The organism is Tianweitania populi (genome assembly GCF_014652875.1).
GTDB lineage: Bacteria > Pseudomonadota > Alphaproteobacteria > Rhizobiales > Rhizobiaceae > Tianweitania > Tianweitania populi.
On the sequence record NZ_BMZQ01000002.1, the window covers coordinates 684,485 to 709,770 of the forward strand.

Sequence of the window (25,286 nt, forward strand, 5' to 3'; positions counted from 1 at the left end):
GTCCGGAAATGCTTGGAAATACAGGGGCTAGTGCATTGATGGTGAGACTTTTCCCGCGATCAGTGCTCTATCAGGCGGCATGACCACCGCCACGCTTAAAGCCAGCCCCAGACCGGGGCTTGCACGCTCTTATCGCCCATTTCCTGGCGTCTTTGACGAGATGATGGCGGCGGATGGAACCGTGCGCCCGGCGTGGCAGCCGCTGATGGACGCGCTGAACGGTCTCAAGGCAGACGAGATCAGCCGCCGCTTTGCAAGGGCCGACCGCTATCTCAGCGATGCCGGCGTGTTCTACCGGCTTTACAACGGCGGGGGCGCGACCGAGCGTCAGTGGCCTTTGTCGCATCTGCCGCTGATCCTCGACGAAGCGGAATGGCAGGCCATCGCTGCAGGCCTTGTCCAACGCGCCGACCTGTTGGAAGCGCTGTGCGCCGACATCTATGGCGACAACCGCATGGTGGCGGAGGGCCTGTTGCCGCCCGAACTGATCGCCGACAATCCCGAATGGCTGCGCCCGATGGTCGGCCACACGCCGTCAGGCGGCCACTTCCTCCACTTCGTGGGCTTCGAGCTCGGCCGCGACCGTGACGGACGTTGGCGCGTTCTCGGCGACCGCACGCAGGCGCCATCGGGTGCTGGCTTCGCGCTGGAAAACCGCGTCGCCATCACCCGTGCTTTCGGCGATACGCATAGCGCGATGAACGTGCATCGCTTAGCCGGCTTCTTCCGTGATTTCCGTGAGCATCTGTCCGGCTTGCGCCGCAGCGCGGATGAAGCGATCGCCATCATCACGCCTGGCCCGCTCAACGACACCTATTTCGAACACGCCTATATCGCCCGCTATCTCGGTTTCCCCCTTCTCGAAGGCGAAGACCTTGCGGTGGTGGATGGCAAGGTCAATGTGCGCACCGTATCGGGCTTAAAACCGCTCGGCGTGCTTTGGCGCCGCCTCGATGCGGCCTTCACCGATCCGCTGGAGTTCCGTGCCGATTCGCGCATCGGCACGCCGGGTCTGGCCGGCGCCTTGCGCGACAAGCAAGCCGCCATGGTCAACGCGCTTGGCTCCGGCATTTTGGAAACGCGCGCCCTGCTCGCTTTCCTGCCGGCTCTTGCCGAACGCCTAGTGGGGGAAGACCTGAAGCTTCCCAACATCGCGACGTGGTGGTGCGGTCAGCCGGCGGAAGCCAATTTCGTGCGAGAGCGCTTTGACGATCTCCTGATCGGCTCCGCCTTCGCCACCGGCCTTCCAGTCGAGGATGGCATCACGAAGCTCGGCGCTGCCATGACACCGACGACCCGTCAGGCCGCCTTGCGCGATCTGGCTTCGAACGGCAAAAGCACAGTCGGTCAGGAAGCTATCGCGCTCTCCACCATGCCGGTCAACCTGCGCAGCCGCCTGGTGCCGCGCCCAGTGGTTTTGCGTGTGTATGCGGCGCGAACGGCCGATGGCTGGACGATCATGCCCGGCGGTCTGGCGCGCATTGCCCAAACCACCGATCCCGCGGCAATCGCCCTGCAGCGCGGCGGCCGCGTGGCCGATGTCTGGGTGACGAGCCCGAAGCCCGTCGATCAGGTCACCCTGATGAGCCGCGAAGGCGACGAGGTCGTGCGCACGCCGCAGGGCCTGCTGCCCTCGCGCACCGCCGACAACCTGTTCTGGCTCGGCCGCTACGTCGAGCGCGCCGAAGACACGGTACGCATCTTGCGCGCCTACAACAGCCGCCTCGCCGAGCGCCCTGATGACCGCTCCGGTCTTCTTGCGATGACCGCAGGCTATCTCAAGCCTCTTGGCACCGATCCCACGCGCGGCATTCCAGTTTCGCTTGTGGATGCGATCGACGATGTCCAGCACACGGCAGCGCGCGTGCGCGACCGCTTTTCGCCCGATGGCTGGCTGGCTCTGCGCGATTTGTCCAAGGCGGTAGGTCAGTTCGCGCCCAAGATCCAGCCCGGCGACGATGCGGCGCGCGCCATGACCGTGATCCTGCGCAAGCTCACCGGCTTTTCCGGCCTGGTGCATGAAAACATGGTGCGCTTCACCGGCTGGCGCTTCCTGGAAATTGGCCGCCGCCTTGAACGCGCAATCCAGATGGCGCGCCTGATCGACACCTTTGCCGACAGGGACGCACCCGACGGCGCGCTCGATATGCTGCTGGAGATCGGCGACAGCACCATCACCCATCGCCGTCGTTATTCCATGACCTTCCGCGCACTGTCTCATATCGACCTTCTTGCGCTCGATCCGCTCAATCCTCGCTCGATCCTGTTCCAGCTGGCCGAGTTGAAAGCGCAGATCGAACTTCTGCCGCCACGTGGCGAAACCTCCGCCCGTTCGCCGTTGCGCCTCGAAGCCCTGCGCCTGCACACTTCGCTGGCCGTACGCGAACCCGCCGCAGTCGACCGCGCCGTGCTGGACACGCTGCGCAGCGATCTCGCCGGCCTGTCGAACCTCCTCACCGCGACCTATTTCCGCTGATGCTTTACGACATCCGTCTCAGCCTGCGTTATGATTATGGCTACCCCGTCGCCGGCGGACGCCATCTGCTGCGCGTCACGCCGCCTACCCTGCCCGGCATCCAGACGGTGACCGCCAATTCCCTATCGGTTTCGCCGGAACCCGGAGAGCGCCGCGACGCCACCGACTTCTTCGGCAATGCAAGCACGGCGCTCGGCTTCAACAAGCCGCATGACGATCTCGAGCTCGTCATGCGTGCGCGGGTCAAGGTGGAGCGCAAGACTGCGGCCTTCGACATGTCGCCCGACATCGAAGGACTGGCCGGGGAAGTCGCCGCTGTGCGCTCGCTCGGCGCCCACTCACCGCACCATTTTCGCAGCCAGACCGAGCGGCTGCCCCACGTGCCCGACATCGCCGCCTATGCGCAAGCGAGCCGCTCACCCGGCCGCTCGGTGCGCGCCATTATCGAAGATCTCGGCCGCCGCATCTACAGCGACTTCGCCTATGATCCCGATGCCACGCGCGTGGACACGCCCATCACGGAAGCCTTCGCGCTCAAACGCGGCGTGTGCCAGGACTTCGCCCACATCATGATCGCCGCCTGTCATACGCTCGGCATCCCCGCCGGCTATGTCAGCGGCTTCATCCGCACCATCCCGCCGGAAGGTCAGGAGCGGCTCGAAGGCGCTGACGCCATGCATGCCTGGGTGCGTGCCTGGTGCGGCCGCGAAGCCGGTTGGGTGGAGTTCGACCCAACCAACGACATGGCGGCGTCCGACGACCACATCATCGTCGCCACGGGGCGGGATTACCGCGACGTGTCTCCCATCATCGGCGTGCTGCAAGCCGGCGGCCGTCACAAGACTGACCAGAGCGTGGATGTGAAGCCGGTAACGGAAGGCTGAACGCGCTTCTGGCAGAAGCGGTGGAAATCCTCTTGGGTAGATTCACTCTGCCTAGGGATCGCCTAAAGATTGCGCCGCATCGCCTCCCAGCTAAATTTTGCCGCAAGGGTTGCGATTTTTCCCGTTTGGCCCTAGGTGAAGCGCATCTGTCGACCGTGTTGGATTCTTGTGGGTCCTGTTCCGGTCGCCTAGCCCGGAAAATTCGACCAAAAAGACCAAGGGGTCAGTCATTGCAGGTTCTCGTCCGTGACAACAATGTGGAGCAGGCGCTCCGCGTTCTGAAGAAGAAATTGCAGCGCGAAGGCGTGTTCCGCGAGATGAAGGCGCGCCGCTCCTTCGAGAAGCCGTCCGAGCGCCGTGCGCGCGAAAAGGCTGAAGCCGTGAGCCGCAGCCGCAAGGCCGCTCGCAAGCTCGCCCAGCGCGAAGGCCTGATTGCAGCGCCGAAGAAGAAGCTCCGCGAGCCCCGTCCGGGCCAGGGCGGTGCAGGCCAGGGTGCAGCACCGAGCGCCGGCCGCGCATAACGCGCTTCGTATCGTTGAATTGAAAACCGCGCCGTTGGATATCCAGCGGCGCGGTTTTTCTGCGTCTTCAGCGTCACAACAATCTGATCGCGCTCGCTCATCCGCTGTGATCGGCGCTCCTTCCACGCAAGCCACTCACCCCAAAAGCAAAAACCGCGCCGTTGGATCTCCCACGGCGCGGTTTTATTGCTTGGCTATGACCGGCGACTTCAGCCGATCACGAAGTCGAACAGCAGCTTCACGTTCAACAGCGCGATGATGATCGCGATCAGGTAGGCGCAGACGGACAACCAGCGCGGCGCCACCAGCGCGCCCATCTTGGTCTTGTCGGCTGTAAACATCACCAGCGGAAACACCGCAAATGACAGCTGCAGGCTGAGCACGACCTGGGTCAGGATCAGCAGTTCGGCCGTGCCCGCTTCGCCATACCACACCGTGACCAGAGCCGCCGGAACGATCGCGATGGCGCGCGTGATCAGGCGGCGCAGCCAGGGTGCGAATTTCAGTTGGAGAAAGCCTTCCATCACGATCTGACCGGCAATTGTCGCCGTCACCGTCGAGTTCAAGCCGCAGCATAAGAGCGCGATACCGAACAGGGTCGGCGCCAGCGCTGCTCCAAGCACCGGGTTCAGCAACGCATGGGCTTCGCCCAATTCGGCCACGTCGGTTCGACCGGTTGCATGAAACGCCGCTGCTGCCAGGATCAGGATCGACGCGTTGATCAACAGCGCGAACATCAAGGCGACCGTGGAATCAATCGTGGCAAAGCGGATCGCCTGCCGCTTCTCGGGCAACGTGTCGCCATAAGCGCGGGTCTGCACGATGCCGGAATGCAGATACAGATTATGCGGCATCACGGTCGCACCGAGAATGCCTAGCGCGAGGTAGAGCATTTCTGGGTTGGTCACGATCTCGGTGGTCGGCGCAAAGCCGCGGATCACCTCGCCCCAATTCGGGTCGGCCATGGCGATCTGAATCCCGAAACACACGGCGATGACGCCCAGCAGCGCGATGATAAAGGCTTCGACCCAGCGGAAGCCGAGCTTCTGCAGATACAGGATCAGGAACACGTCGAGCGCGGTGATGACGACACCAATTTCGAGCGGGATGCCGAAGATCAGGTTGAGGCCGATCGCCGTGCCGATCACTTCCGCGATGTCGGTGGCGATGATGGCGATTTCGGCCAGCGCCCAGAGCGTGAAGGCGACCGAGCGCGGAAAGGCATCGCGACAGGCCTGTGCGAGATCGCGACCGGAAGCGATGGCGAGACGCGCGCAGAGCGATTGCAGCACGATCGCCATGATGTTGGACACCAGCGCTACCGTCAGCAGCGTGTAACCGAACTTCGATCCGCCGGCGAGCGACGTCGCCCAGTTGCCGGGGTCCATGTAGCCGACCGCAACAAGATAGCCGGGACCAATGAACGCGAAGGCTCGTTTCCAGATCGGGCCATGCCGTCTGACAGGCACGCTGCCGTGAACATCGGAAAGCGAAAGCTCGCCGCCGGATTTGCGCCAGCCGGTTGCCGTGTTGGGTGCGTCCATGGAAGGTCTTCCAGTCAGAAGTGCCGTATTGCACTCCATCTAGATCAGGCCTTGCCATCCGTCAATGCAGTTGCAAATCATTTGCAAGAAGAGGCCAGATGACAATTTTTGCAACTGGCGTCGGAGTACCGCATAATGGCGGCATGACTGAAGCAGTGATTCACAAGCGGGACTATGAAGGCGAGTTGAAACGCGCCGGCGTGCGGTTGACCCGGCCGCGACGCGTCATAGTCGGCCTGCTCACGCAAACGGAGGATCATCCCGATGCGCTGGAGATCTTCCGCCGCGCTTCCGCGATCGATCCGAGCATTTCACTGTCGACGGTTTATCGCACGATGAAGCTGCTCGAAGGCCTCGGCGCCATCCACCGCCACGCCTTCGAAGGCGGCCCGTCCCGCTTCGAACAGGCGGGTGGCGATCACCACGACCACCTGATCGATCTCGACACGGGTGATGTCATCGAGTTCAAGTCGGAGCGGATCGAAGCCCTGCAGGCAGAAATCGCCGAGCGTCTCGGCTACGACATCGTGCATCACCGGCTCGAGCTTTACGGAAGAAAGCGGGGGTAGCAGTAGGCCACGGGCGGCTGAAACGACACCTTCCAAAACCTTCGATAGTAGTTAAGCGGGTAGAAGAGCGCCGGCGATTGGCTGCAAGGTCCTCTTAGGAAGGCTCGACAAGCTTGGGTCGAAAGCCGAACACTCACCCACCACGCCTGCGGGGCCGATGTCTGCGGTCTGCGGCATCAACCATTGCCGATCCAATCGCACCTAAGCCATGATGCACAAGGAGAATAATGCACCATGGTCCGTTCGCTTCCCCCGCTTCCGGCGCTTCGTGTTTTCGAGGCCGCGGCACGCCACCTCAGCTTCACCCGCGCTGCCGACGAACTGGGTATGACTCAGGCGGCCGTGAGCTACCAAATCAAGGTTTTGGAAGAGCGGATTGGCGCCGCCCTTTTCGTTCGAACCGGGCGAGCGGTCGAGCTTACGGTGGCAGCGCATATGTTGGCGGGTGAGACAACGCTGGCCTTCGACCGGATCGCTGCGGCCTATGGAGAAGTCCGAGGCGCAACCGCCAGCGTCCTGTCGATCAGCGCCATCCCTACCTTTGCGAGCCTGTGGCTGGCGCGCCATCTCGGCGAGTTTCAGGTGGCTCATCCTTCAATTGCGGTTCAACTCGCCTGCTCGCGAGATGTCGTCGACTTCGCACGTGACCCAGTCGACGCCGCTTTGCGGGCTGGCGACGGTAATTGGCCCGGTCTGTGTACCCATCTGCTCATTCGCGGCGACTTCTCGCCGATGCTCAGCCCAGCACTTCTGGAGCGCATCGGCCGCCCGCTTGAGGAGCCGGCCGATCTTCTGAACTATCCGCTCGTCGATTCAGACTATCCATGGTGGGATCTGTGGTTTGAAAGCGTTGGCGTGAGCCGGAAAAAGGCGATCGATCCGAATGGCTCCAAGTTGAGCAGCCAGGACCTTGAAGCGATCGCTGCTGTGGCAGGTCATGGCATCGCGATGCTGACACCCTTCTTTTACCGTGACCAAATAGCAAACGGCGCGCTTATCCAACCTTTCAGGCATCTCTACCCGATCAATCGTGCCTACTATCTTGTGTACCCGGAGTCGCGCCGCAACGTACCAAAGGTTCGCCTCTTCCGAGACTGGATCCTTTCCCACTTTCCTGAACCTTCGGCTTCAAAGTAAGCGGAAGGGGTGATGAACTTGCAGGAAGGACAATCTTTGGACCGGATTGCACGATGGCAAACCTGCTTGCTCATATACGCATAGCTCCTGCCCGATGCGGCTGGTTGACGCGGCCGTGTTGATGACCAACATCCGCTAACTCCGACCTCGACCCTTGCTGGCGTCCCCATTGCTGGCGTCCCTTGGCCGGAAACATAGGAGACAGCCATGGAAGCGGAAATCGGCCTGATCGGGCTCGGAACAATGGGCTCCAATCTCGCCCTCAACATTGCCGAAAAAGGTCACGACATCGCGGTGTTCAACCGCACGACGTCCAAGACCGGCGCATTCTTCGAAGCGGCCGGCGAGCTTCGCTCCAACATCATTCCCTGCACCAGCCTTGAAGAATTCGTCCAGGCGATCCGCCCGCCGCGCCCCATCATCCTGATGATCAATGCCGGCCAGCCGGTGGACGACCAGATCGAGGCGCTGAAGCCACTGCTGTCGCACGACGATATCGTGATCGATGCCGGCAACGCCAATTTCCGCGACACGATGCGCCGCAATGGCGTGCTCGATGGAACCGGCTTGAACTTCATCGGCATGGGCGTGTCCGGCGGTGAGGTCGGCGCGCGGCACGGGCCTTCGATCATGGTGGGCGGCGCGGAAGCCTCCTACAAGCGCATCGAACAGGTGCTGCTCGACATTTCCGCCCAGTATGAGGGGCAGGCTTGCTGCGCCTGGCTCGGCGAAAACGGCGCCGGTCATTTCGTGAAGACCATCCATAACGGCATCGAATATGCCGACATGCAGATGATCGCCGAAATCTACGGCATCATGCGCGATGGCCTGGGCATGGCGCCGAAGGACACGGCGCCGGTGTTTGCGGGCTGGAACGAAGGCCGGCTGAACTCCTACCTGATCGAGATCACAGCCGCCGTGCTCGACACCGAAGATGCCGAGACCGGCAAGCCGATCGTCGACATCATCCTCGACCGTGCCGGCCAAAAGGGTACCGGCCGCTGGTCGGCCATCGAAGCGCAGCAGCTCGGCATCCCCGCCACCGGCATCGAAGCGGCGGTGGCCGCCCGCAGCCTGTCGGCGCTGAAGGACGAACGCGAGGCCGCCGAAAAGGCTTACGGCTCGCTCGGTGAGGCGCTAAAGCGCGATGCCGCCCTGCTTGAAGATCTGGAACTGGCGCTGCTGGCCGGCAAAATCGCAGCCTATGCGCAGGGTTTTGCGGTGATGAGCGGCGCGTCCGCGGATTACAATTGGAACCTGCCCTTGCCGGAGATCGCCCGGATCTGGCGCGCGGGCTGCATCATCCGCTCGCAGTTCCTGTCCACGATCGCGGATGCATTTGAAGGCGCGGACAAGGAAACCAACCTTCTGGTCGTGCCGGCCTTCGTCGAGATGATGCGCGAAGCGCAGGCCGGTTTGCGCCGGGTCGTCGCCCGCGCCGCTGCCGCCGGATTGCCCGTCCCGGCACTCTCTTCGGCTTTGTCTTACTTCGACATGTATCGTCAGGGTCGCGGCACGGCCAACCTGATCCAGGGCCAGCGCGATTATTTCGGCGCCCATTCCTTCGAGCGTATCGACAAGCCCGGCGCCTTCCACGGACCTTGGGGCATCAGCGCAATTTAATTGCGCGGGGCATCGGCGCGATTTAAGGACCGCCCGGCTGGTCAATGCCGGACAAACGGCTACATGCGTGATCGACCGCTGGGAGATCGCGCATGACCTACAAGCCCGCTGAGACGCGTTACGACGCCATGATCTACAACCGGTGCGGCCGCTCCGGTTTGAAGCTGCCGGCCATTTCGCTGGGCCTGTGGCACAATTTTGGTGAGGACACGCCGCACCAGACCAAGCGCGCGATCTGCCAGCAGGCTTTTGATCTCGGCATCACCCATTTCGATCTCGCCAACAATTACGGCCCGCCGCCCGGTTCAGCTGAAACCGCGTTCGGCGAGATCCTGCGCACCGACTTCGCAGGCTTCCGCGACGAGCTGATCATTTCCTCCAAAGCCGGCTGGGACATGTGGCCCGGACCCTACGGCAATCTCGGCAGCCGCAAATATCTGCTGGCCAGCCTCGACCAGAGCCTCGCCCGCATGGGTCTCGATTACGTCGACATCTTTTATTCGCACCGCTTCGATCCCGACACGCCCTTGGAAGAAACGATGGGCGCGCTCGATCAGGCCGTGCGCTCCGGCAAGGCGCTTTATGCCGGCATCTCGTCCTACAACTCCAAGCGTACGCATGAAGCAGTCGCTATTCTGCGCGATCTCGGTACGCCCTTGCTGATCCATCAGCCCGCTTATTCCATGCTGAACCGCTGGGTGGAGGATGACGGGCTGCTGGATACGTTGGACGATGTCGGCGCCGGCTCGATCGTGTTCACGCCGCTGGCGCAAGGCATGCTGACGGACAAATATATCTCCGGCAAAGCCGAAGGCGGGCGGGCGACCCAAGGCAAGTCGCTCAATCCCAACACGCTGAGCGAAGAGAACCTCGCACATATCCGCGCGCTCAACGAGATCGCCCAGCGTCGAGGCCAGACGCTGGCGCAGATGGCGCTGGCCTGGGTGCTGCGCGGCGGCCGCGTCACGTCCGCACTGATCGGCGCCAGCCGGCCCGAACAGGTCGTCGACTGCGTCGGCGCGCTCGGCAATCTCGACTTTACCGCCGATGAACTGGCCGAGATCGACCGCTATGCGGTGGATGCCGGCATCAACCTTTGGGCAAAGTCGGCCGAGCTTTAAGCACTCGCCTTGGGCGACACGTAGATCCGCGTCAGGCTGCGCATGGGAATGGCGATTGCCATGCGCAGCCCGTCCGGTGCGAAGGTCGGGATCAGCGTCCCGCCCATCTGCGCATTGACGCTCAGCGCCATCAGCTTGGTGCCGAAGCCCGACGGCGTGGTGCGTTCCGCCACAACCGGCCCGCCGCTTTCGATCCAGTCCATGTGGTAGGTTTCGCTGTCCTGATCGACACGCGTTTCCAGCGTGATCGATCCGGTGTTGTTGGCGAGCGCCCCGTATTTCGCGGCATTGGTCGCCAGCTCGTGGAACAGCAGCGCCAGCGGCGTTGCGGCGCGGTCGTCGATCGGCACATCCTCGCCGCGGAAGATCAGCCGGGTTGCATCCGTGCGGTAAGGCGAAAGCAGGTCGGCCACCAACGCATGCATCGTAGTATCCACGCCGGCCACGCGCGACACATGGCTGTGCGGCCGCACGAAATCATGCGCGCGCCCAAGGGCTGCAATGCGCTGGCGCAACTCGCCGACAACCGGTGCCATTTCCGGATATTCGCGGCCCGACAAGGATACCAGTCCAGTCAACACCGCAAAGATGTTCTTGATACGATGGCTGAGTTCCTGCGCGACGATCTCGCGTTCTACCGCCGCGATCTTGCTTTCATGAATGTCGGTGCAGGTGCCGAACCAGCGCATGATCGTGCCGTCGGCTTCCCGGATCGGCAAAGCGCGCCCGAGCGTCCAGCGATATTGCCCGGAGCGATGGCGCAGCCGGTATTCGATCTCGTAGGGGTCGCCGGTCGCCAGGCAATGGCGCCATTGTTCCCAGGCGCGCTCCTGGTCCTCGGGATGGAACACGCCGTTCCACTCCTCGCCATCCGTCGAGCCTTCCGGCATGCCGGTGAACTCGTACCAGCGCGCGTTGTAATAATCGTGGTAGCCGTCGGGGCGCGTCGACCACACCATCTGCGGCATCGTATCGGCAATGGCGCGAAACCGCGCTTCGCTGTCGATCAGCGCCATTTCCGTCGATTTGCGCTCGGTAATGTCGACCGTGACACCCGGCAGCCGCTCTGCCTTCCCGTCCTCGCCCGGGAACACCCGACCGACTGCCAGCACCCAGCGCTCGATGCCCTGGCGGTCCTGAACGCGATATTCCACGCGCACTGGGCCAAGCTCCTGGATGGCACCGTCGATTGCCTGTTGGAGGAGCGGCCGGTCAGCGGCATTCACGCCGGCAGTGAAATCGCCAAGCGGTGCGCCGCGCGCGGCTGCTGCGGGATCGACGCCATAAAGCTCGGCAAAGTTGCGGTTGGCGACAACTTGATCCCTGCGGATATCCCAGTCCCAGGTGCCGACAATGCCGGCTGCATCGAGCGCAAAGGACATGGTTTCGCGACTGGCGGCGAGCTGCTGCTCGGCTTCCACCCGCTCGGTGATCTCATTGACCATCACAAGGCCGCCAAGCACCTCGCCGGAGCGTTCGGTGATCGGGATATATTCCAGGTCGAGCCAGAGATCCTTCAACTCGCCAGTGCGGTTGAGCTGGAGCTTCATGCCCTTGTAGCCGAAGGTCTCGCCCTGGCTCAGCCGCCGGACATTCTCCCGGTTGAAGTCGGCGATTTCCGGAAACGCGTCCGCGGCAGGAATGCCAATCAGGCTCTTGTAACGCGGCCCGGCAAAGGCGGCATAAGCGTCGTTGAAGATCAGCAGGCCTTCGGGCCCGATCAGCAGCACCATCGGCGTGTCGGAAGACAACATCAGGCGCACCGTGGTGCCGATCGTTTCCGGCCATGTTCCAATCGGGCCCAAGCTCGTTGTCGACCAATCGAAACGGTCGATCAGGTCATGCATGAAGCTGGTTGCGAGATGCTGCGGCAGCTTGGTGCGGTCGTTGGCGATGATGCGGTTATGCATGAAGTCTCATCGAACGGGTTGCGGCTTCGGGCTCAAAAGGATCATGCGCGAGAGCCACGCCGTCCGGGGTCACGATGAACGCCCAAGCGGGTGTCGCGTTCCGGCAGGCAATTGCCGCGTTTTCCTCCTTCTGATCCTCCTCCTGCCACAGGATAGAGCCGGCTGTGCGAAAGTCCCGTCTCCATTTGGAAAAAGCCGCACGAAACCCTATATATTCATGACATTCAGGAGCGATTCGCCACACGAATTTGCGATGCGCGCATTGCGCCGAGTTCCGACGGCCCCGAAGCGGAAGTATGCATGTCTGACCAGCCCGAAACAAACGGCGTCACAGCCGAATATGGCGCCGATTCCATCAAGGTCCTGAAGGGCCTGGATGCCGTGCGCAAACGGCCGGGCATGTATATCGGCGACACCGATGACGGCTCGGGCCTGCATCACATGGTTTATGAGGTCGTGGATAACGCGATCGACGAGGCACTGGCCGGTCATGCCACGCTGGTCACCGTAACGCTGAACGCGGATGGCTCCTGCACGGTCACCGACAACGGCCGCGGTATCCCGACCGACATGCATGAGGAAGGCGTTTCGGCCGCCGAAGTCATCATGACCCAGCTTCATGCCGGCGGTAAGTTCGATCAGAACTCCTATAAGGTCTCTGGCGGTCTGCACGGCGTTGGCGTTTCGGTGGTCAACGCGCTTTCGGTCTGGCTGAAGCTCAAGGTCCGCCGCAAGGGCAAGATCCACGACATCAGCTTCACCCATGGCGTGGCCGATGCGCCGCTGGAAGTGACCGGTGACGCTGGCGACGAGACCGGCACGGAAGTCACCTTCCTGCCCTCGTCCGAAACCTTCACCATGGTGGAGTTCGATTACAACACGCTGGAACACCGGTTGCGCGAACTCGCCTTCCTGAATTCCGGCGTCCGGATTCTGCTGACCGACCGTCGTCCGGCCGACGTGAAAACCACCGAGCTGATTTACGAAGGCGGTCTGGAAGAGTTCGTCAAATATCTCGACCGCGCCAAGAAGGCGCTGATCCCCGCGCCGATCGCCATCAAGGCCGAGCGCGACGGCATCACGGTGGAAGTCGCGATGTGGTGGAACGACAGCTACCACGAAAACGTGCTGTGCTTCACCAACAACATTCCGCAGCGCGATGGCGGCACGCACCTAGCCGGCTTCCGTGGCGCGCTGACGCGCCAGGTGACCGGCTATGGCGACAGTTCCGGTCTGACCAAGAAGGAAAAGGTTTCGCTCACTGGCGACGATTGCCGCGAAGGCTTGACCGCCGTGCTTTCCGTCAAGGTGCCGGATCCGAAATTCTCATCGCAGACCAAAGACAAGCTGGTTTCCTCGGAAGTGCGCCCGGTGGTGGAAAGTCTCGTCAACGAAGCGCTCGGCACTTGGCTGGAAGAGCATCCGACCGAAGGCAAGGTGCTGATCGACAAGGTGATCCAGGCTGCGGCAGCGCGTGAAGCGGCCCGCAAGGCGCGCGAAATGACGCGCAAGAGCACTCTGTCGATCACGTCGCTTCCGGGCAAGCTGGCCGACTGCCAGGAGCGCGATCCCGCCAAGTCCGAAATCTTCATCGTCGAGGGTGACTCGGCAGGCGGTTCGGCCAAGGGTGGCCGTTCGCGCCAGAACCAGGCGATCCTGCCCCTGCGCGGCAAGATCCTCAATGTCGAGCGCGCCCGCTTCGACCGCATGCTGTCGTCCGAAATGATCGGCACGATGATCACCGCGCTGGGCACCGGCATCGGCAAGGACGAGTTCAACGCCGACAAGCTGCGTTATCACAAGATCATCATCATGACGGACGCCGACGTCGACGGCGCCCACATCCGCACCCTGCTCTTGACCTTCTTCTTCCGCCAGATGCCGGAACTGATCGAGCGCGGTCATCTCTACATCGCCCAGCCGCCGCTCTACAAAGTCACGCGCGGCAAGAGCTCGCAATATATTAAGGATCAGCCGGCCTTTGAGGACTACCTGATCGACAACGGTCTGGACGAAGCGACGCTGAACCTCGGTTCCGGCGAAGTGCGTGCCGGCGGCGATCTCGACTCCGTCGTGCATGACGCCTTGCAGGTGCGCGGCCTCATCAACGGTCTGCATTCCCGCTACAATCGCATGGTGGTTGAACAAGCAGCGATTGCGGGTGCCTTGAAGCCGGAACTGCTGGACGATCTCGGCCGCGCCAACGCGCTGGCCGAAGATGTCGCCAAGCGCCTCGATGCCGTTTCGGAAGAAACCGAACGCGGCTGGACCGGCCGCACCAACCCGTCCAACGAAGGCACCGGCGGTTTCGTCTTCGAGCGAACCGTGCGCGGCGTGAAGGAAGCAGCCGTGCTCGACGCCGGCCTGCTAAGCTCGGCCGATGCCCGCGCCATGGATCGCTTCGCCGAGCGTCTCGGCGAGATCTACAAGACCCCGCCGGTTCTGCGCCGCAAGGACATCAACGAGATGATCAGCGGCCCGCTGCATCTCCTCGACGTCGTGTTTGCATCCGGTCGCAAGGGCCTGACCATGCAGCGTTACAAGGGCTTGGGCGAAATGAACGCCGAGCAGCTGTGGGAAACCACGCTCGACCCGAACGTCCGCTCGCTGCTCCAGGTCAAGGTCAACGACGCCACCGACGCCGACTCCCTCTTCGCCCGCCTGATGGGCGACGACGTCGAACCCCGCCGCGACTTCATCCAGGACAACGCCCTGTCGGTGGCGAATCTGGACGTTTGATCTGGCTGCCGATCTCGATCTCAGCTTCTTCGCGCGCCCGGCTTTGCTGGTCGCGCCGGAACTGATCGGCTGCGTCTTCGGCGTCGGCGAGACCGCCGGCATCATCGTTGAAACGGAAGCCTATGAGCCGGACGATCCGGCGTCGCATTCCTTTCGCGGCCAGACTCTGCGCAACAAGGCGATGTTCGGGGCACCCGGCACCGCTTACATCTATCGCTCCTATGGCATTCATTGGTGCTTCAACATCACGTGCCTGCCCGGGAGCGCGGTGTTGCTGCGCGCGATCGAGCCCACTGAGGGTCTTCACCTCATGCGCGAGCGGCGCGGGATGGAGGCGGTGCGGCTGCTATGCTCGGGGCCCGGCAAGCTGTGCCAGGCGCTGGGCATCGACATCACGCTCGACGGTTTGGCTCTCGATGAAGCTCCCTTCACCTTCCGCCATCATGCGCCGACGGATTCGCTCATAGCCGGACCGCGCATAGGCATCACCAAGGCGGCCGAGCAACCCTGGCGCTTTGGCCTGAAGGGCTCGCCCTTCCTCAGCAAACGATTCTAGGGTTTCCCGCAACATCTTGGAACGATTCAACTTCTCCGTCTTTCTAGAAGGAAGACGCGTAGGAGTTTAGGCACGTGGCACCGCGGGCAAACTGGAAAGGCTTCCTCAAGGTCGGAGCGCTGAGCTGCCCGGTAGCGCTTTATACGGCGGTCTCCACCTCCGAGCGCATCGCCTTCCACACCCTCAACCGCAAGACCGGCAACCGCGTCCATCGCGAGTTCATCGATGCCGAGACCGGCAAACCGGTGGAGAAAGACGACCAGATCAAAGGGTACGAGGTCAATCAGGGCGACTACATCACGCTGGAACCGGACGAGGTCGCAAGTGCGGTGCCAGACAGCGACAAGACGCTCGCCGTCGAAGCGTTCGTCACCTGCAGCGACATTGACGATGTTTACCTCGACCGCCCCTATTACCTCGCCCCGGCCGACAAGGGCGCGCAGGAGGCCTTTGCCCTGATCCGCGAAGGCCTCGCCAAGTCCAAGTCTGCAGCCTTTGCCAACACCGTGTTGTTCCGCCGCGTCCGCAACCTCCTGATCCGCCCGCATAATGACGGCTTGATCGCGACAACGCTCAACTTTGACTACGAGGTGCGGTCTGCGAAGGAAGCCTTTGCAGATATGTCGGACACCAAGATCGCGGGCGAGATGCTCGATCTTGCCAAGCACATCATCAACACCAAGTCCGGCAAGTTCGACCCCAAGAGCTTTGACGACCGCTACGAGTCTGCCCTCGCCGAACTGGTAAAGGCCAAGATGGAAGGTCGCGACTTCAAGGCCGCCAAGCCGAAGGCGCCCGCCAAGGTGGTCGATCTCATGGACGCCCTGCGCCGCAGCGCCGAAGGTGCTGGCGCCAAGGCCGCGCCCAAGAAGACTGCCGCCAAGAAAGCCCCTGCCCGCAAACCTGCTGCGGCCAAGCGTGCCAAGGCTGAACCGCAGCGCAAGGCGTCCTGATCATGGCGCTCGAGGACTATCACAGCAAGCGCAACTTCGACCAAACCGCCGAACCGCGCGGCGGCAAGGTCAAGAAAGCGTCTGGCAACAGCTTCTGCATCCAGAAGCACGATGCGACCCGCCTGCATTACGACTTCCGCCTCGAACTCGACGGCGTGCTGAAAAGCTGGGCGGTGACGCGGGGTCCGAGCCTCGACACATCCGAGAAGCGCCTGGCCGTCCAGACCGAAGACCATCCGCTGGAATATGGCGACTTCGAAGGCACGATCCCGAAAGGCGAGTATGGCGGTGGGACGGTTCTACTTTGGGACCGTGGAACCTGGAAGCCGACTTACGATCCGCACAAAGGTCTCGCCAAGGGTCATCTCGAATTCGAGTTGGAAGGCGAGAAATTGTCCGGCCGATGGCACCTCGTGAAGATGCCGCGACGGGCCCGCGAGAAGCGGGACAACTGGTTGTTGATCAAAGCTGATGATGCTTTCGCCAGGTCGGCGGACGAGGGCGACATCCTCGAAGAGCGGGAAAAATCGGTAAAAACCGGGAGAAATCTGGACGAAATCGCCCGGGAAATGCCGGGATGGTCTTCCAAAACGGGAAAAATAGAGCGCAGAATTCCCGAAAAATCCGCCTCTCTGAAGCCAAAGCGGACACGTTCCACGAAGACAACGGAGCCATCGAGCACGCCTTCGATCAAAGGCGGAAAGCAGGCCGAACTCCCCGACTTCATCCCGCCGGGTTTGGCGACGCTGGTTGCGAAGGCACCGAGTGGAAAGCGCTGGATCCACGAGATCAAGTTCGACGGGTATCGTCTGCAAGCGCGGATCGATCACGGCGAGGTCAAGCTGATGACCCGCACCGGGCTCGACTGGACGGCCAAGTTCGGCGCGGCTGTAGTGGATGCTCTGAAAGCCTTGCCTGCCGAAACGGCCCTGCTCGATGGCGAGCTGGTAGTGGAAACGCAGAGCGGCACGTCGGATTTCTCGGCGCTGCAGGCAGATCTCAGCGAAGGCAAAAGCGACCGCTTCATCTATTATGCCTTTGATCTCATGCACTTGGACGGTCAGGACCTGACCGGCGCCAAGCTGATCGATCGCAAGGCTGAGCTTGAACGGATCGTCGGCTCGGAAGGCGGCGTGGTGCGCTATTCCAGCCACTTCACCGTGGAAGGCGAGGTGGTGAAGGCGCATGCGTGCAAGCTCAATCTCGAAGGCGTGATCTCCAAGATCGCGGATGATCCTTATCCTGCCGGACGCTCGAAAAGCTGGGTCAAATCAAAGTGTTCCAGCCGCCAGGAGTTCGTCATCGCCGGTTATGTCTCGTCTACCGTGGACAAGCGAATGATCGGCTCGTTGGTGCTCGGTGTTTATGAGGATGGCGACTTGCAGCATATCGGTCGCGTCGGAACGGGTTATAGCCGCAAGGTGGCGGGCGAATTGTTCAAAAGGCTCGATGCGCTGAAGATTGCCAAGAGCCCTTTCTCCGCCAAGCTGCCGGCGGAAGCGCGGCGTGACGTGGTGTTCGTGGAGCCGCAGCTTGTCGCCGAGATCGAGTTCCGCGGCTGGACCGGCGATCACAATCTGCGCCACGCCTCGTTCCGCGGTTTGCGCGAAGACAAGCCTGCGGCGGAGGTCGTCAAAGAGGAACCGATCGCGACTGTAAAGGCCGAGGAAACAACGGCTTCCCGCAAGCCTGCCGCGCTTCCTTCCAGTGTGAAGCTGACCCATCCCGAGCGCATCTATTGGCCCGAAGACGGCGTCACCAAAGAAGGCCTTGCCAACTACTACGCGGAAGTCTGGCGATCCATGGCGCCCTTCGTGCTGAACCGTCCGCTGGCCTTGCTGCGTTGCCCCGACACGATCCACGGCCAATGCTTCTTCCAGAAGCATGTCTGGCGCGGCGCCAACAAGGCGATCAAGCTGTTCAAGGATCCGAAGGATGGAGCCGACGAAGAACCGCTGGTGATGATCGACGGGCTGGATGGATTGATCGGACTGGTTCAGGCCGGCGCTCTGGAAATCCATCCCTGGGGCTCGACCGTCGAGGCACTGGAACAGCCGGATACGATCATCATGGATCTCGATCCCGGCGAAGGCGTGAGTTGGGAGCGGATCTGCGATGGTGCGCGCGCGATCAAGGAGCGGTTTGAGGCGGTTGGCCTGGCAGCCTTCGTGAAAACGTCTGGCGGCAAGGGCCTGCATGTCGTGTCGCCGCTGACGCCCAAGGCCGACTGGGACACGGTGAAGGCTTTTACCAAGCAGATGGCGGAAGCCATGGCGGCTGACAGTCCGGACGATTATGTCTCGGTGATCACCAAGTCCAAGCGCACCAACAAGATCCTGGTGGATTATTTGCGCAACGGCCGCAACGCCACGGCGGTAGCCGCTTATTCCTCGCGCGCAAGGACCGGTGCGGCGGTGTCGATGCCGATCGAGTGGGATGAGCTGGGACCGGAGATCAGCCCGGCCGGATTCACGGTCGAGAACGCGCCTGATCATGTCGCCAACCGAAAGCGGGATCCGTGGGGCGACTTCCTGAGTGCCGCGCGTCCGCTGCCGGCCACCAAGAAAAAGGCCAAGAAGCGCTAGCTTTCAGCGCTTCTTGGCCGGCTTCTTTTCGCCTTCGGCTTCCAGGCTCTTCTTCAGCGCGTCCATGATGGAGATGACGTTGGAACCGGATTCCTGCGGTTGCTCCGCCTTCTTCTTAGGCTTTGCCTTGCGGCCCTTCTTCTTGGCTTCGATGATGTCGAGCAGCTTGTCCTGCACGGGGTCTTCGGCGAATTTCGGCGTCCAGTCCTGGGTGCGCTCGCCGATGACCTTCTTGATCATCGTCAGTTCCTTGGTATCGACCTTCTTCTCGCCGATACCGCCGAAGTAAGCGTCTTCGTCGCGCACTTCGTCGCCGTAATGCAGGGTCCACAAGATGATGCCCTTGTCGCGGGCTTCCAGCATCACGGCGCGTTCGCGGCGATACATGACCAGGCGGGAAATGCCGACCTTGCCGGTTTCGGCCATGGCATCGCGGATGACGGAAAAGGCTTCTTCGCCGACCTCGTCATCGGGCACAAGGAAATGCGGCTTGTCGTAATAGATCCAGCCGATGTCCTCCTTCGGCACGAAGGTCTCGATGTCGATGGTGCGGGTGGAATCCAGCGCAACCGCATCGATCTCGTCATCTTCCAGCATGACGTAATCGTCTTCGCCGCGCGGATAGCCCTTCACCTCGTCTTCGTCCGCAACCGGCTTGTTGGTGACAGCATCGACATATTGCGTGGTGATGCGGTTGCCGGTCTGGCGATTGAGCGTGTGGAACTTGACCTTGGCGTTCTCGGTCGTGGCCGGCGTCATCGCCACCGGGCAGGTGACGAGCGAGAGCTTGAGATAGCCCTTCCAGAACGAACGCGGCGCCATGGTTGAACTCCAGACATGAACAACAAGGACATGAGTAACTCTGGGCAAGAACTAGCTGGCTTTGTTGCGGTTCCCTCAGCGCCATGGCGATCCGCAGCTAGGCGCAAAGCTCCCGACGACTGCGGCAGTTTGTGCGTTGACCTTCCCCTTACTGGAAACCTTAGCCTCCGCTGATCATCAACCCTGCCCGCGAAGGTTCGCCCATGAAAACGCTTCCTCTTTCCCTTGCCGCTCTCGGCCTCTTTTCGCTGTCCGGTCTTGCCATAGCTCAGGATCATTCCGGTCACGGCGCGCACATGTCGGGCCATGAAGGCCACACGATGAGCGAAGCGAGTGACGCCGATGCAGCCCCGTCCACGAAGGCATTCGAGGAGGCCAATGCGGCGATGCACGAGGCCATGGCGATCGACTTCACGGGCAATCCCGATGTGGACTTCGTGCGCTCGATGATCCCACATCATGAAGGGGCTGTGGCCATGGCAAAGGTCCAGCTGCAATACGGCAAAGATCCGGAACTGCGGAAGCTCGCCGAGGAAGTCGTGGCGGCGCAGGAACCGGAAATTGCGGCCATGAAAGCATGGCTGGCAAAGAACGCGAAGTAAGGTCGCGAACTACACTGCTGTTCTTGTTTTGTGCTGAATTCCCAGAGACTTATGGTGAATTCAGCATTTAAGTAAAATTTTACGCTGCCCCGCGCAAACTATGACTTGTCCGGCTTTTGCTGGAACCGTTCGAAAGTCATCGAGTTTCCCGAGTGTCAGGAGTAGCGGAATGATGACGCAGGCAAACACAAAGAAGGGCGTTGAGGTAGCGGGCGCTGCCAATCTGAGGCGGCAGATCCGCACAGAAACCAACAGCCGTTTTCTGCACAATCTCCCCGCCTTCAAGACGGAGCGCACGCTGCCGGACGATCTTGAAGTGCTGCTCGACCGCCTCGATCAGGCCGATCGTATGCGCCGCCTGAGCTAAGTTCGATTGCTGGCGGAAGCGACCCGCCGCCAGGAATAGCCGGCGCCTTTTTCTTCCGGCACAACGGCGGGCTGGTAGCGTTGCTCAATGCCGCCGACCCGTCCTTCGGCCAGACGCTTCAAGGCCGTGGGGTTCGACACTTCGAACTCGGTGAAGCCCAGCCGCAGCATATGCGGGACCTGATCGATCAGCACATCGCCCGTGGCGCGCAACACGCCTTCGAAATCATATCGAGCACGCAGCAGTTCCGCCTTAGAGAAGCTGCGGCCATCGCTGAACGCCGGGAACGACAGCGCCACAAGCTTCAGATCGGGCAGGAACGGCACGAGATCGTCCAGCGGCTCGCCGGGCTGAACGGAGACACCGAGGCGGCCCCGCAGGGAGGCACGGCGCTCCTCATCGAGATTGAGGAAGGTCAGCAGCGGCAGGATCACACCGGTATTGGTGTCGTCTGCTGCTCCGACATCGTCGCCATGGATCCAGGTGTCGTCATCGCGGAACCCTTGCGGGGTCCACAAACGCCAGGCCGGCTTTTCTGGGGCAGTCGCGTCGGTCATGTCAGTTCCGGAAGCAAGCGGTCAGAGCGTCGAAGAGGTCAGGGACGCATCGAGGCCGGAGAGGTGAATACCACATTCGGTCTTGGCCTGCCCTGCCCAGCGGCCCGAGCGCGGGTCTTCGCCGGGCGCCACAGGCTGGGTGCAAGGAAAGCAGCCGATCGACAGGTAGCCGTAGGCAACCAGCGGGTTCTCGCGCAAAGCATGGGCGCGCATATACGCGGCCTGGTCAGACGTGGTCCAGCTTGCCAGCGGATTGATGCGCACGCGGCTGCCGACGGCCTCAAACACGGGGATCGCGTTGCGGGTGGAGGCCTGATGGCGCTTGCGGCCGGTCAGCCAGGCCTTGAAGGGCGCAACACCCCGCGCCATCGGCTCGACCTTGCGGACATCGCAGCATGCGTCGGTGCTGGTCTTGTGAAGCAGGCCGGTGGGATCTTCGGCGGCGAGGCGGGTTTCGTCCGGCTGGACGATCTGCAGGTTGCTGAGGCCGAGATCGGCAGCAAGCGCATCGCGATATTGCAGGGTCTCGCCGAAGTGATGGCCGGTATCGAGAAAAAGCACCGGAACCGATGGATCAACGGTGGCGACGATGTGCAGGAGCGCAGCCGAATCCGCGCCGAAGGACGAAACAGCGGCCAGGCCATCCAGACCGAAGCGGTCGAGCGCGACCTGGATGATTTCTTCCGGCTCCAAACGACCGTAGCGGCTTTCCAGTTCGGCGGCGACGGCGAGCGCCGAAACGGCCTCGTCGCGCTGGCCAGCCTCACGCTGCTTTTGCGTCAGCTCCATAAAGGGCCTCCTTGAAGGGTGCGGAGCCGACCCGACGATAAGCATCCAGGAAGCGCTCCGACGGATCGGTGCGCAGGCCGAGATAGGTGTCGACGATGGTTTCCACGGCGTCGGTGACATCTTCCGGCGCAAAGCCGCGGCCGATGATCTCGCCGATCGACGTATGCTCGTCGCCCGAGCCACCCAGCGTGATCTGGTACAGCTCGGCGCCTTTCTTTTCCACGCCGAGAATGCCGATATGGCCGACATGATGATGGCCGCAGGCATTGATGCAGCCGGAAATCTTGAGCTTCAGCTCGCCGATCTCGCGCTGACGCTCGAGCGAGGCGAAGCGGCGGGAAACATCCTGAGCAACGGGAATCGAGCGGGCATTGGCGAGCGCGCAATAATCGAGGCCGGGGCAGGCGATGATGTCCGAGATCAGGTTGGAGTTGGCGGTCGCCAGACCGATCTCGACCAGCGCATCGAACACCGCCTTGAGATCGGCGCGGGCCACATGCGGCAGGATCAGGTTCTGCTCGTGGCTGACGCGCAGCTCATCAAAGGCGTAGCGCTCTACGATATCGGCCACCGCATCCATCTGCGCGTCGGTTGCGTCGCCGGGAATCTCACCGATGCCCTTCAACGAAATGGTGACGGCGGCATAATCGGGATTGTGATGGGTGATGACGTTCTGGTTGAGCCAGGCTGCGAAATCGCGGCTGTCGAGCTGCGACTGCTTGAGGATCGCCTCGCCTTCAGGACGGGCGACCAGCTCCGGCGGCGCGAAGTAGGTCTCGATGGCGCGGATGTCGCTTTCGGGCAGTTTCAGCTCGGTGTCGCGCAGGGCATCGAACTCGGCTTCGACCTGGCGGGTCAGCTCTTCCGTGCCGGTTTCATGCACGAGGATCTTGATGCGCGCCTTGTATTTGTTGTCGCGGCGGCCGTGCAGATTATACACGCGCATCACGGCGGTGATGTAGGACAGGAGGTCCTTTTCGGGCAGGAAGTCGCGGATCTTCTTGGCGATAATCGGCGTGCGGCCCTGACCGCCGCCGACATAAACGGCAAAGCCGAGTTCACCAGCTTCGTTCTTCTTCAAATGCAGGCCGATGTCGTGGACCTGGATCGCGGCGCGGTCGCGGGTCGAGCCGGTCACGGCAATCTTGAACTTGCGCGGCAGGAACGAGAATTCCGGATGCACCGACGACCATTGGCGCAGGATCTCGGCATAAGGACGGGGATCGGCGACCTCGTCGGCGGCCGCACCAGCGAAGTGGTCGGCAGTGACATTGCGGATGCAGTTTCCGGAGGTTTGGATCGCATGCATCTCGACGGTGGCGAGATCGCGCAGGATCGCCGGCATATCGGCCAGCGCCGGCCAGTTGAACTGGATGTTCTGGCGCGTGGTGAAGTGGCCGTAGCCCTTGTCATAGGTGCGCGCGACATGGGCGAGCATGCGCAACTGCTTCGACGACAGCGTGCCGTAGGGGATCGCGACGCGCAGCATATAAGCGTGGAGTTGCAGGTAAACGCCATTCATCAACCGCAGCGGCTTGAAGGCATCTTCGCTGATCTCACCGGCAAGGCGGCGCTGAACCTGGTCGCTGAACTCGGCGACTCGGTTGTTCACGAAGGACTGGTCGAACTCGTCGTAACGATACATGGCAGCGCGCTTTCGTGTGCGATCAGGCGGCATTCGCGCCGAAGCGCGCGGCCTTGCCGAACTGGAGATGCGTGGTCGGGCCGTTGGCGCGGATCTGTTCGCGCAGGCGGTTCGGGCGGATCGCGCCATCGACCAGCGCGACGTCGATCAGGTTGACGTCCACGACCTCGTTATTGGCGAGCGCGGCCTTGCCGGCGGCGTCCAGCCTGGCTTCGGTTTCCGCGTCAGATGCGCGCTCGGCCAGCTGGATATTCTCGACCCAGCTATTGTCGGCCGCCAGCCATACGGCTTCGCCATCAACAAGGCGGTTCGCGGTCAGGATCTTCATATCAGGTCCTTGATCGTCACGCCGCGACCGGCGCCGGGATATGGGCGCTGAGCGGGGTGGATTTGTTGAAGTTCGCACCGGCGACCGCATCGCCGATGATGGTCATCACGGGACCAGTCAGATCGGTTCGCGCCTGCAGGGACGGGAGGTCGGCGAGCGTGCCGTGGAACATGCGGCGTGCCGACTGGCTGGCGTTTTCTACGACAGCGACGGCCGTGTCGGAAGCCAGACCGGCGGCGATCAAGCGTTCGGCGACATCCGCGGCGATGGAGCGGCCCATGTAAACGGCGACGGTCGCGCCGCTGATGGCGAGCTTGGCCCAATCGGGCAGCACCTTGCCGCGCAGATCGTGGCCGGTGGTGAAGACGATCGAGGAGGACACGCCGCGCAGGGTCAGCGGCAGTTCGAAATCGGCAGCGGCGGCAAAAGCGGAGGTGACGCCCGGCACGACTTCATAGGACACGCCGGCATCGCGCATCGCCTGCATTTCCTCGCCCGCGCGGCCGAAGATCAGCGGATCACCGCATTTCAGCCGCACGACGCGCTTGCCGCCTTTCGCCAGTTCGACAAGCAGATCGTTGATCTCACCCTGGCTCTTGGAATGGCAGCCCTTGCGCTTGCCCGCGGCGATGCGCTCGGCATCGCGGCGGCCCATGGCAACCACGGCTTCCGGCACCAGCGCATCATGCACGATCACGTCGGCCTGCATAAGAAGGCGCTGGGCGCGCAGGGTAAGCAGGTCCTCGGCACCCGGTCCGGCGCCGACCAATGCAACATGGCCGGCTGTTTCGCGGCGCTCGGAAATGAGCGAGTCAACGGCGGCATGGGACGCATCGACTTGGTTGCGCTCCATGAGCTTGGCAGGCTTGCCTTCGAAGAAGTCGGACCAGAACCGGCGGCGGGCGTTGCCCTTGGGCACGACGCGCTCGACGCGGTGACGGTAGCTTGCCGCCATTGTCGCCAGACGGCCGAGCGAGGGCGGCAGCAGGGCGTCGATCTTGGCGCGGATAATCTGCGCCAGCACGGGGCCGGCGCCTTCGGTGCCGATGGCCACGGCGACGGGCGCGCGGTTGATCAAAGCGGGCGTGAAGAAGTCGCAGAGATCCGGGCGATCCACGGCGTTGACCGGCACGCCGAGTGCGCGCGCAAGATCAACCACGGCTCGGTCAGCCTCTTCCTCGCCGGTCGCCGCGAACACCACGACGGCATCGCGCAGGTGATCGGCGGTCGGCTGAAGCGCCAGATGCCTGACGGAGTTTTGTGCGATCCAGGCGCCAAAAATGGCTTCGAGATGAGGCGCGATGATCAGAAGCTCGGCGCTCGACTGCACCATCAAACGGGCTTTCGCAAAAGCCTCATCCCCGCCGCCGGCGATCACCACGCAACGGCCGGCGACCTTCAGGAAAAAGGGGAAGGCATTCAGCTTTGTCGATTGGCTGGCAAAAGGCATGGCTTGGACTGCGCTGTTGATCTCTTATCATGCCAAACGAGCGATCGAGATTGAAGGAACGGCCAGGCGGTGAAATCGGATAATGTGGCAGTTCTTTCTAGACACAAG

Annotated in this window: 21 protein-coding genes; 13 read left to right on the forward strand and 8 right to left on the reverse strand. The window is 62.4% G+C overall.

Annotation, left to right across the window (positions count from 1 at the left end; all coding sequences use genetic code 11):
* Window positions 1–79: 79 nt before the first annotated feature.
* The 3 genes from IE166_RS12585 (at window position 80) to rpsU (ending at window position 3,881) form a co-directional block, all read left to right on the forward strand.
* Window positions 80–2,476: a circularly permuted type 2 ATP-grasp protein gene (locus tag IE166_RS12585; RefSeq protein WP_189504330.1), complete on the forward strand. Its 2,397-nt coding sequence runs from the start codon at window positions 80–82 to the stop codon at window positions 2,474–2,476.
* Entirely contained in the window at window positions 2,476–3,360 is an 885-nt protein-coding gene (locus IE166_RS12590; protein WP_189504332.1) for a transglutaminase family protein, read from the forward strand. Before IE166_RS12585 ends, IE166_RS12590 begins: the two co-directional genes overlap by 1 nt.
* A 230-nt stretch (window positions 3,361–3,590) precedes the next feature.
* Window positions 3,591–3,881 carry a 30S ribosomal protein S21 gene (gene rpsU / locus IE166_RS12595; RefSeq protein WP_189504334.1) on the forward strand — a complete coding sequence of 97 codons (291 nt, stop codon included), beginning with the start codon at window positions 3,591–3,593 and terminating at the stop codon, window positions 3,879–3,881.
* A 209-nt stretch (window positions 3,882–4,090) separates the two neighbouring features.
* Here the strand turns inward: rpsU and IE166_RS12600 are convergent, their stop codons facing one another.
* Entirely contained in the window at window positions 4,091–5,425 is a 1,335-nt protein-coding gene (locus tag IE166_RS12600) for an Nramp family divalent metal transporter (RefSeq protein ID WP_189504337.1), read from the reverse strand.
* 143 nt (window positions 5,426–5,568) lie between these two features.
* Here IE166_RS12600 and IE166_RS12605 point away from each other — a divergent pair, with 143 nt between their 5' ends.
* The 4 genes from IE166_RS12605 (at window position 5,569) to mgrA (ending at window position 9,875) form a co-directional block, all read left to right on the forward strand.
* Complete coding sequence (locus tag IE166_RS12605) at window positions 5,569–5,994, forward strand: Fur family transcriptional regulator (protein WP_189505921.1); 426 nt, start codon at window positions 5,569–5,571, stop codon at window positions 5,992–5,994.
* A gap of 234 nt (window positions 5,995–6,228) precedes the next feature.
* The gene (locus tag IE166_RS12610) at window positions 6,229–7,131 is read left to right on the forward strand and encodes a LysR substrate-binding domain-containing protein (RefSeq protein WP_189504339.1); all 903 of its coding nucleotides are present in this window, start codon (window positions 6,229–6,231) and stop codon (window positions 7,129–7,131) included.
* 207 nt (window positions 7,132–7,338) lie between these two features.
* On the forward strand, window positions 7,339–8,754 hold the full coding sequence (gene gndA, locus IE166_RS12615; protein WP_189504341.1) for an NADP-dependent phosphogluconate dehydrogenase: 1,416 nt from the start codon (window positions 7,339–7,341) through the stop codon (window positions 8,752–8,754).
* A gap of 92 nt (window positions 8,755–8,846) precedes the next feature.
* The gene (gene mgrA, locus IE166_RS12620; protein ID WP_189504343.1) at window positions 8,847–9,875 is read left to right on the forward strand and encodes an L-glyceraldehyde 3-phosphate reductase; all 1,029 of its coding nucleotides are present in this window, start codon (window positions 8,847–8,849) and stop codon (window positions 9,873–9,875) included.
* Here the strand turns inward: mgrA and IE166_RS12625 are convergent.
* Window positions 9,872–11,785: a PAS domain-containing protein gene (locus IE166_RS12625; RefSeq protein WP_210312967.1), complete on the reverse strand. Its 1,914-nt coding sequence runs from the start codon at window positions 11,783–11,785 to the stop codon at window positions 9,872–9,874. The genes mgrA and IE166_RS12625 overlap by 4 nt on opposite strands.
* Before the next feature lie 300 nt (window positions 11,786–12,085).
* On the opposite strand from IE166_RS12625, the gene gyrB reads away from it, so the two are divergent.
* The 4 genes from gyrB to ligD all read left to right on the forward strand — a co-directional run bounded on the left by gyrB (window position 12,086) and on the right by ligD (window position 18,618).
* Window positions 12,086–14,524 (forward strand): DNA topoisomerase (ATP-hydrolyzing) subunit B, encoded by a 2,439-nt coding sequence (gene gyrB, locus IE166_RS12630; RefSeq protein WP_189504345.1) that lies wholly within the window; start codon window positions 12,086–12,088, stop codon window positions 14,522–14,524.
* Window position 14,525: 1 nt separating this feature from the next.
* Window positions 14,526–15,080, forward strand: coding sequence for a DNA-3-methyladenine glycosylase (locus IE166_RS12635; RefSeq protein WP_189505924.1), 555 nt, complete (start codon window positions 14,526–14,528; stop codon window positions 15,078–15,080).
* 74 nt (window positions 15,081–15,154) lie between these two features.
* On the forward strand, window positions 15,155–16,033 hold the full coding sequence (gene ku, locus IE166_RS12640) for a non-homologous end joining protein Ku (RefSeq protein ID WP_189504352.1): 879 nt from the start codon (window positions 15,155–15,157) through the stop codon (window positions 16,031–16,033).
* Between the two features lie 2 nt (window positions 16,034–16,035).
* On the forward strand, window positions 16,036–18,618 hold the full coding sequence (gene ligD / locus IE166_RS12645) for a DNA ligase D (protein WP_189504354.1): 2,583 nt from the start codon (window positions 16,036–16,038) through the stop codon (window positions 18,616–18,618).
* A gap of 3 nt (window positions 18,619–18,621) precedes the next feature.
* On the opposite strand, the gene ku (IE166_RS12650) is transcribed toward ligD, so the two are convergent.
* Window positions 18,622–19,440 carry a non-homologous end joining protein Ku gene (gene ku / locus IE166_RS12650; protein ID WP_189504356.1) on the reverse strand — a complete coding sequence of 273 codons (819 nt, stop codon included), beginning with the start codon at window positions 19,438–19,440 and terminating at the stop codon, window positions 18,622–18,624.
* Between the two features lie 203 nt (window positions 19,441–19,643).
* On the opposite strand from ku (IE166_RS12650), the gene copM reads away from it, so the two are divergent.
* Both copM and IE166_RS12660 read left to right on the forward strand, forming a co-directional pair.
* Window positions 19,644–20,042: a CopM family metallochaperone gene (copM, locus tag IE166_RS12655; protein WP_189504358.1), complete on the forward strand. Its 399-nt coding sequence runs from the start codon at window positions 19,644–19,646 to the stop codon at window positions 20,040–20,042.
* 169 nt (window positions 20,043–20,211) lie between these two features.
* The gene (locus tag IE166_RS12660; protein ID WP_189504359.1) at window positions 20,212–20,409 is read left to right on the forward strand and encodes a hypothetical protein; all 198 of its coding nucleotides are present in this window, start codon (window positions 20,212–20,214) and stop codon (window positions 20,407–20,409) included.
* Here the strand turns inward: IE166_RS12660 and IE166_RS12665 are convergent.
* Genes IE166_RS12665 through cysG form a run of 5 tightly spaced genes read right to left on the reverse strand, consistent with a single transcriptional unit; the run spans window position 20,406 to window position 25,178 of the window.
* On the reverse strand, window positions 20,406–20,966 hold the full coding sequence (locus IE166_RS12665) for a DUF934 domain-containing protein (protein WP_189504361.1): 561 nt from the start codon (window positions 20,964–20,966) through the stop codon (window positions 20,406–20,408). The genes IE166_RS12660 and IE166_RS12665 overlap by 4 nt on opposite strands.
* A 21-nt stretch (window positions 20,967–20,987) precedes the next feature.
* Entirely contained in the window at window positions 20,988–21,755 is a 768-nt protein-coding gene (locus tag IE166_RS12670) for a phosphoadenylyl-sulfate reductase (protein WP_189504363.1), read from the reverse strand.
* On the reverse strand, window positions 21,730–23,400 hold the full coding sequence (locus IE166_RS12675; protein ID WP_189504365.1) for a nitrite/sulfite reductase: 1,671 nt from the start codon (window positions 23,398–23,400) through the stop codon (window positions 21,730–21,732). Before IE166_RS12675 ends, IE166_RS12670 begins: the two co-directional genes overlap by 26 nt.
* Before the next feature lie 22 nt (window positions 23,401–23,422).
* On the reverse strand, window positions 23,423–23,728 hold the full coding sequence (locus IE166_RS12680) for a DUF2849 domain-containing protein (RefSeq protein WP_189504367.1): 306 nt from the start codon (window positions 23,726–23,728) through the stop codon (window positions 23,423–23,425).
* A 16-nt stretch (window positions 23,729–23,744) separates the two neighbouring features.
* A complete protein-coding gene (gene cysG / locus IE166_RS12685) occupies window positions 23,745–25,178 on the reverse strand; it encodes a siroheme synthase CysG (protein WP_189504369.1) in 1,434 nt (477 codons plus the stop codon).
* Window positions 25,179–25,286 lie beyond the last annotated feature (108 nt).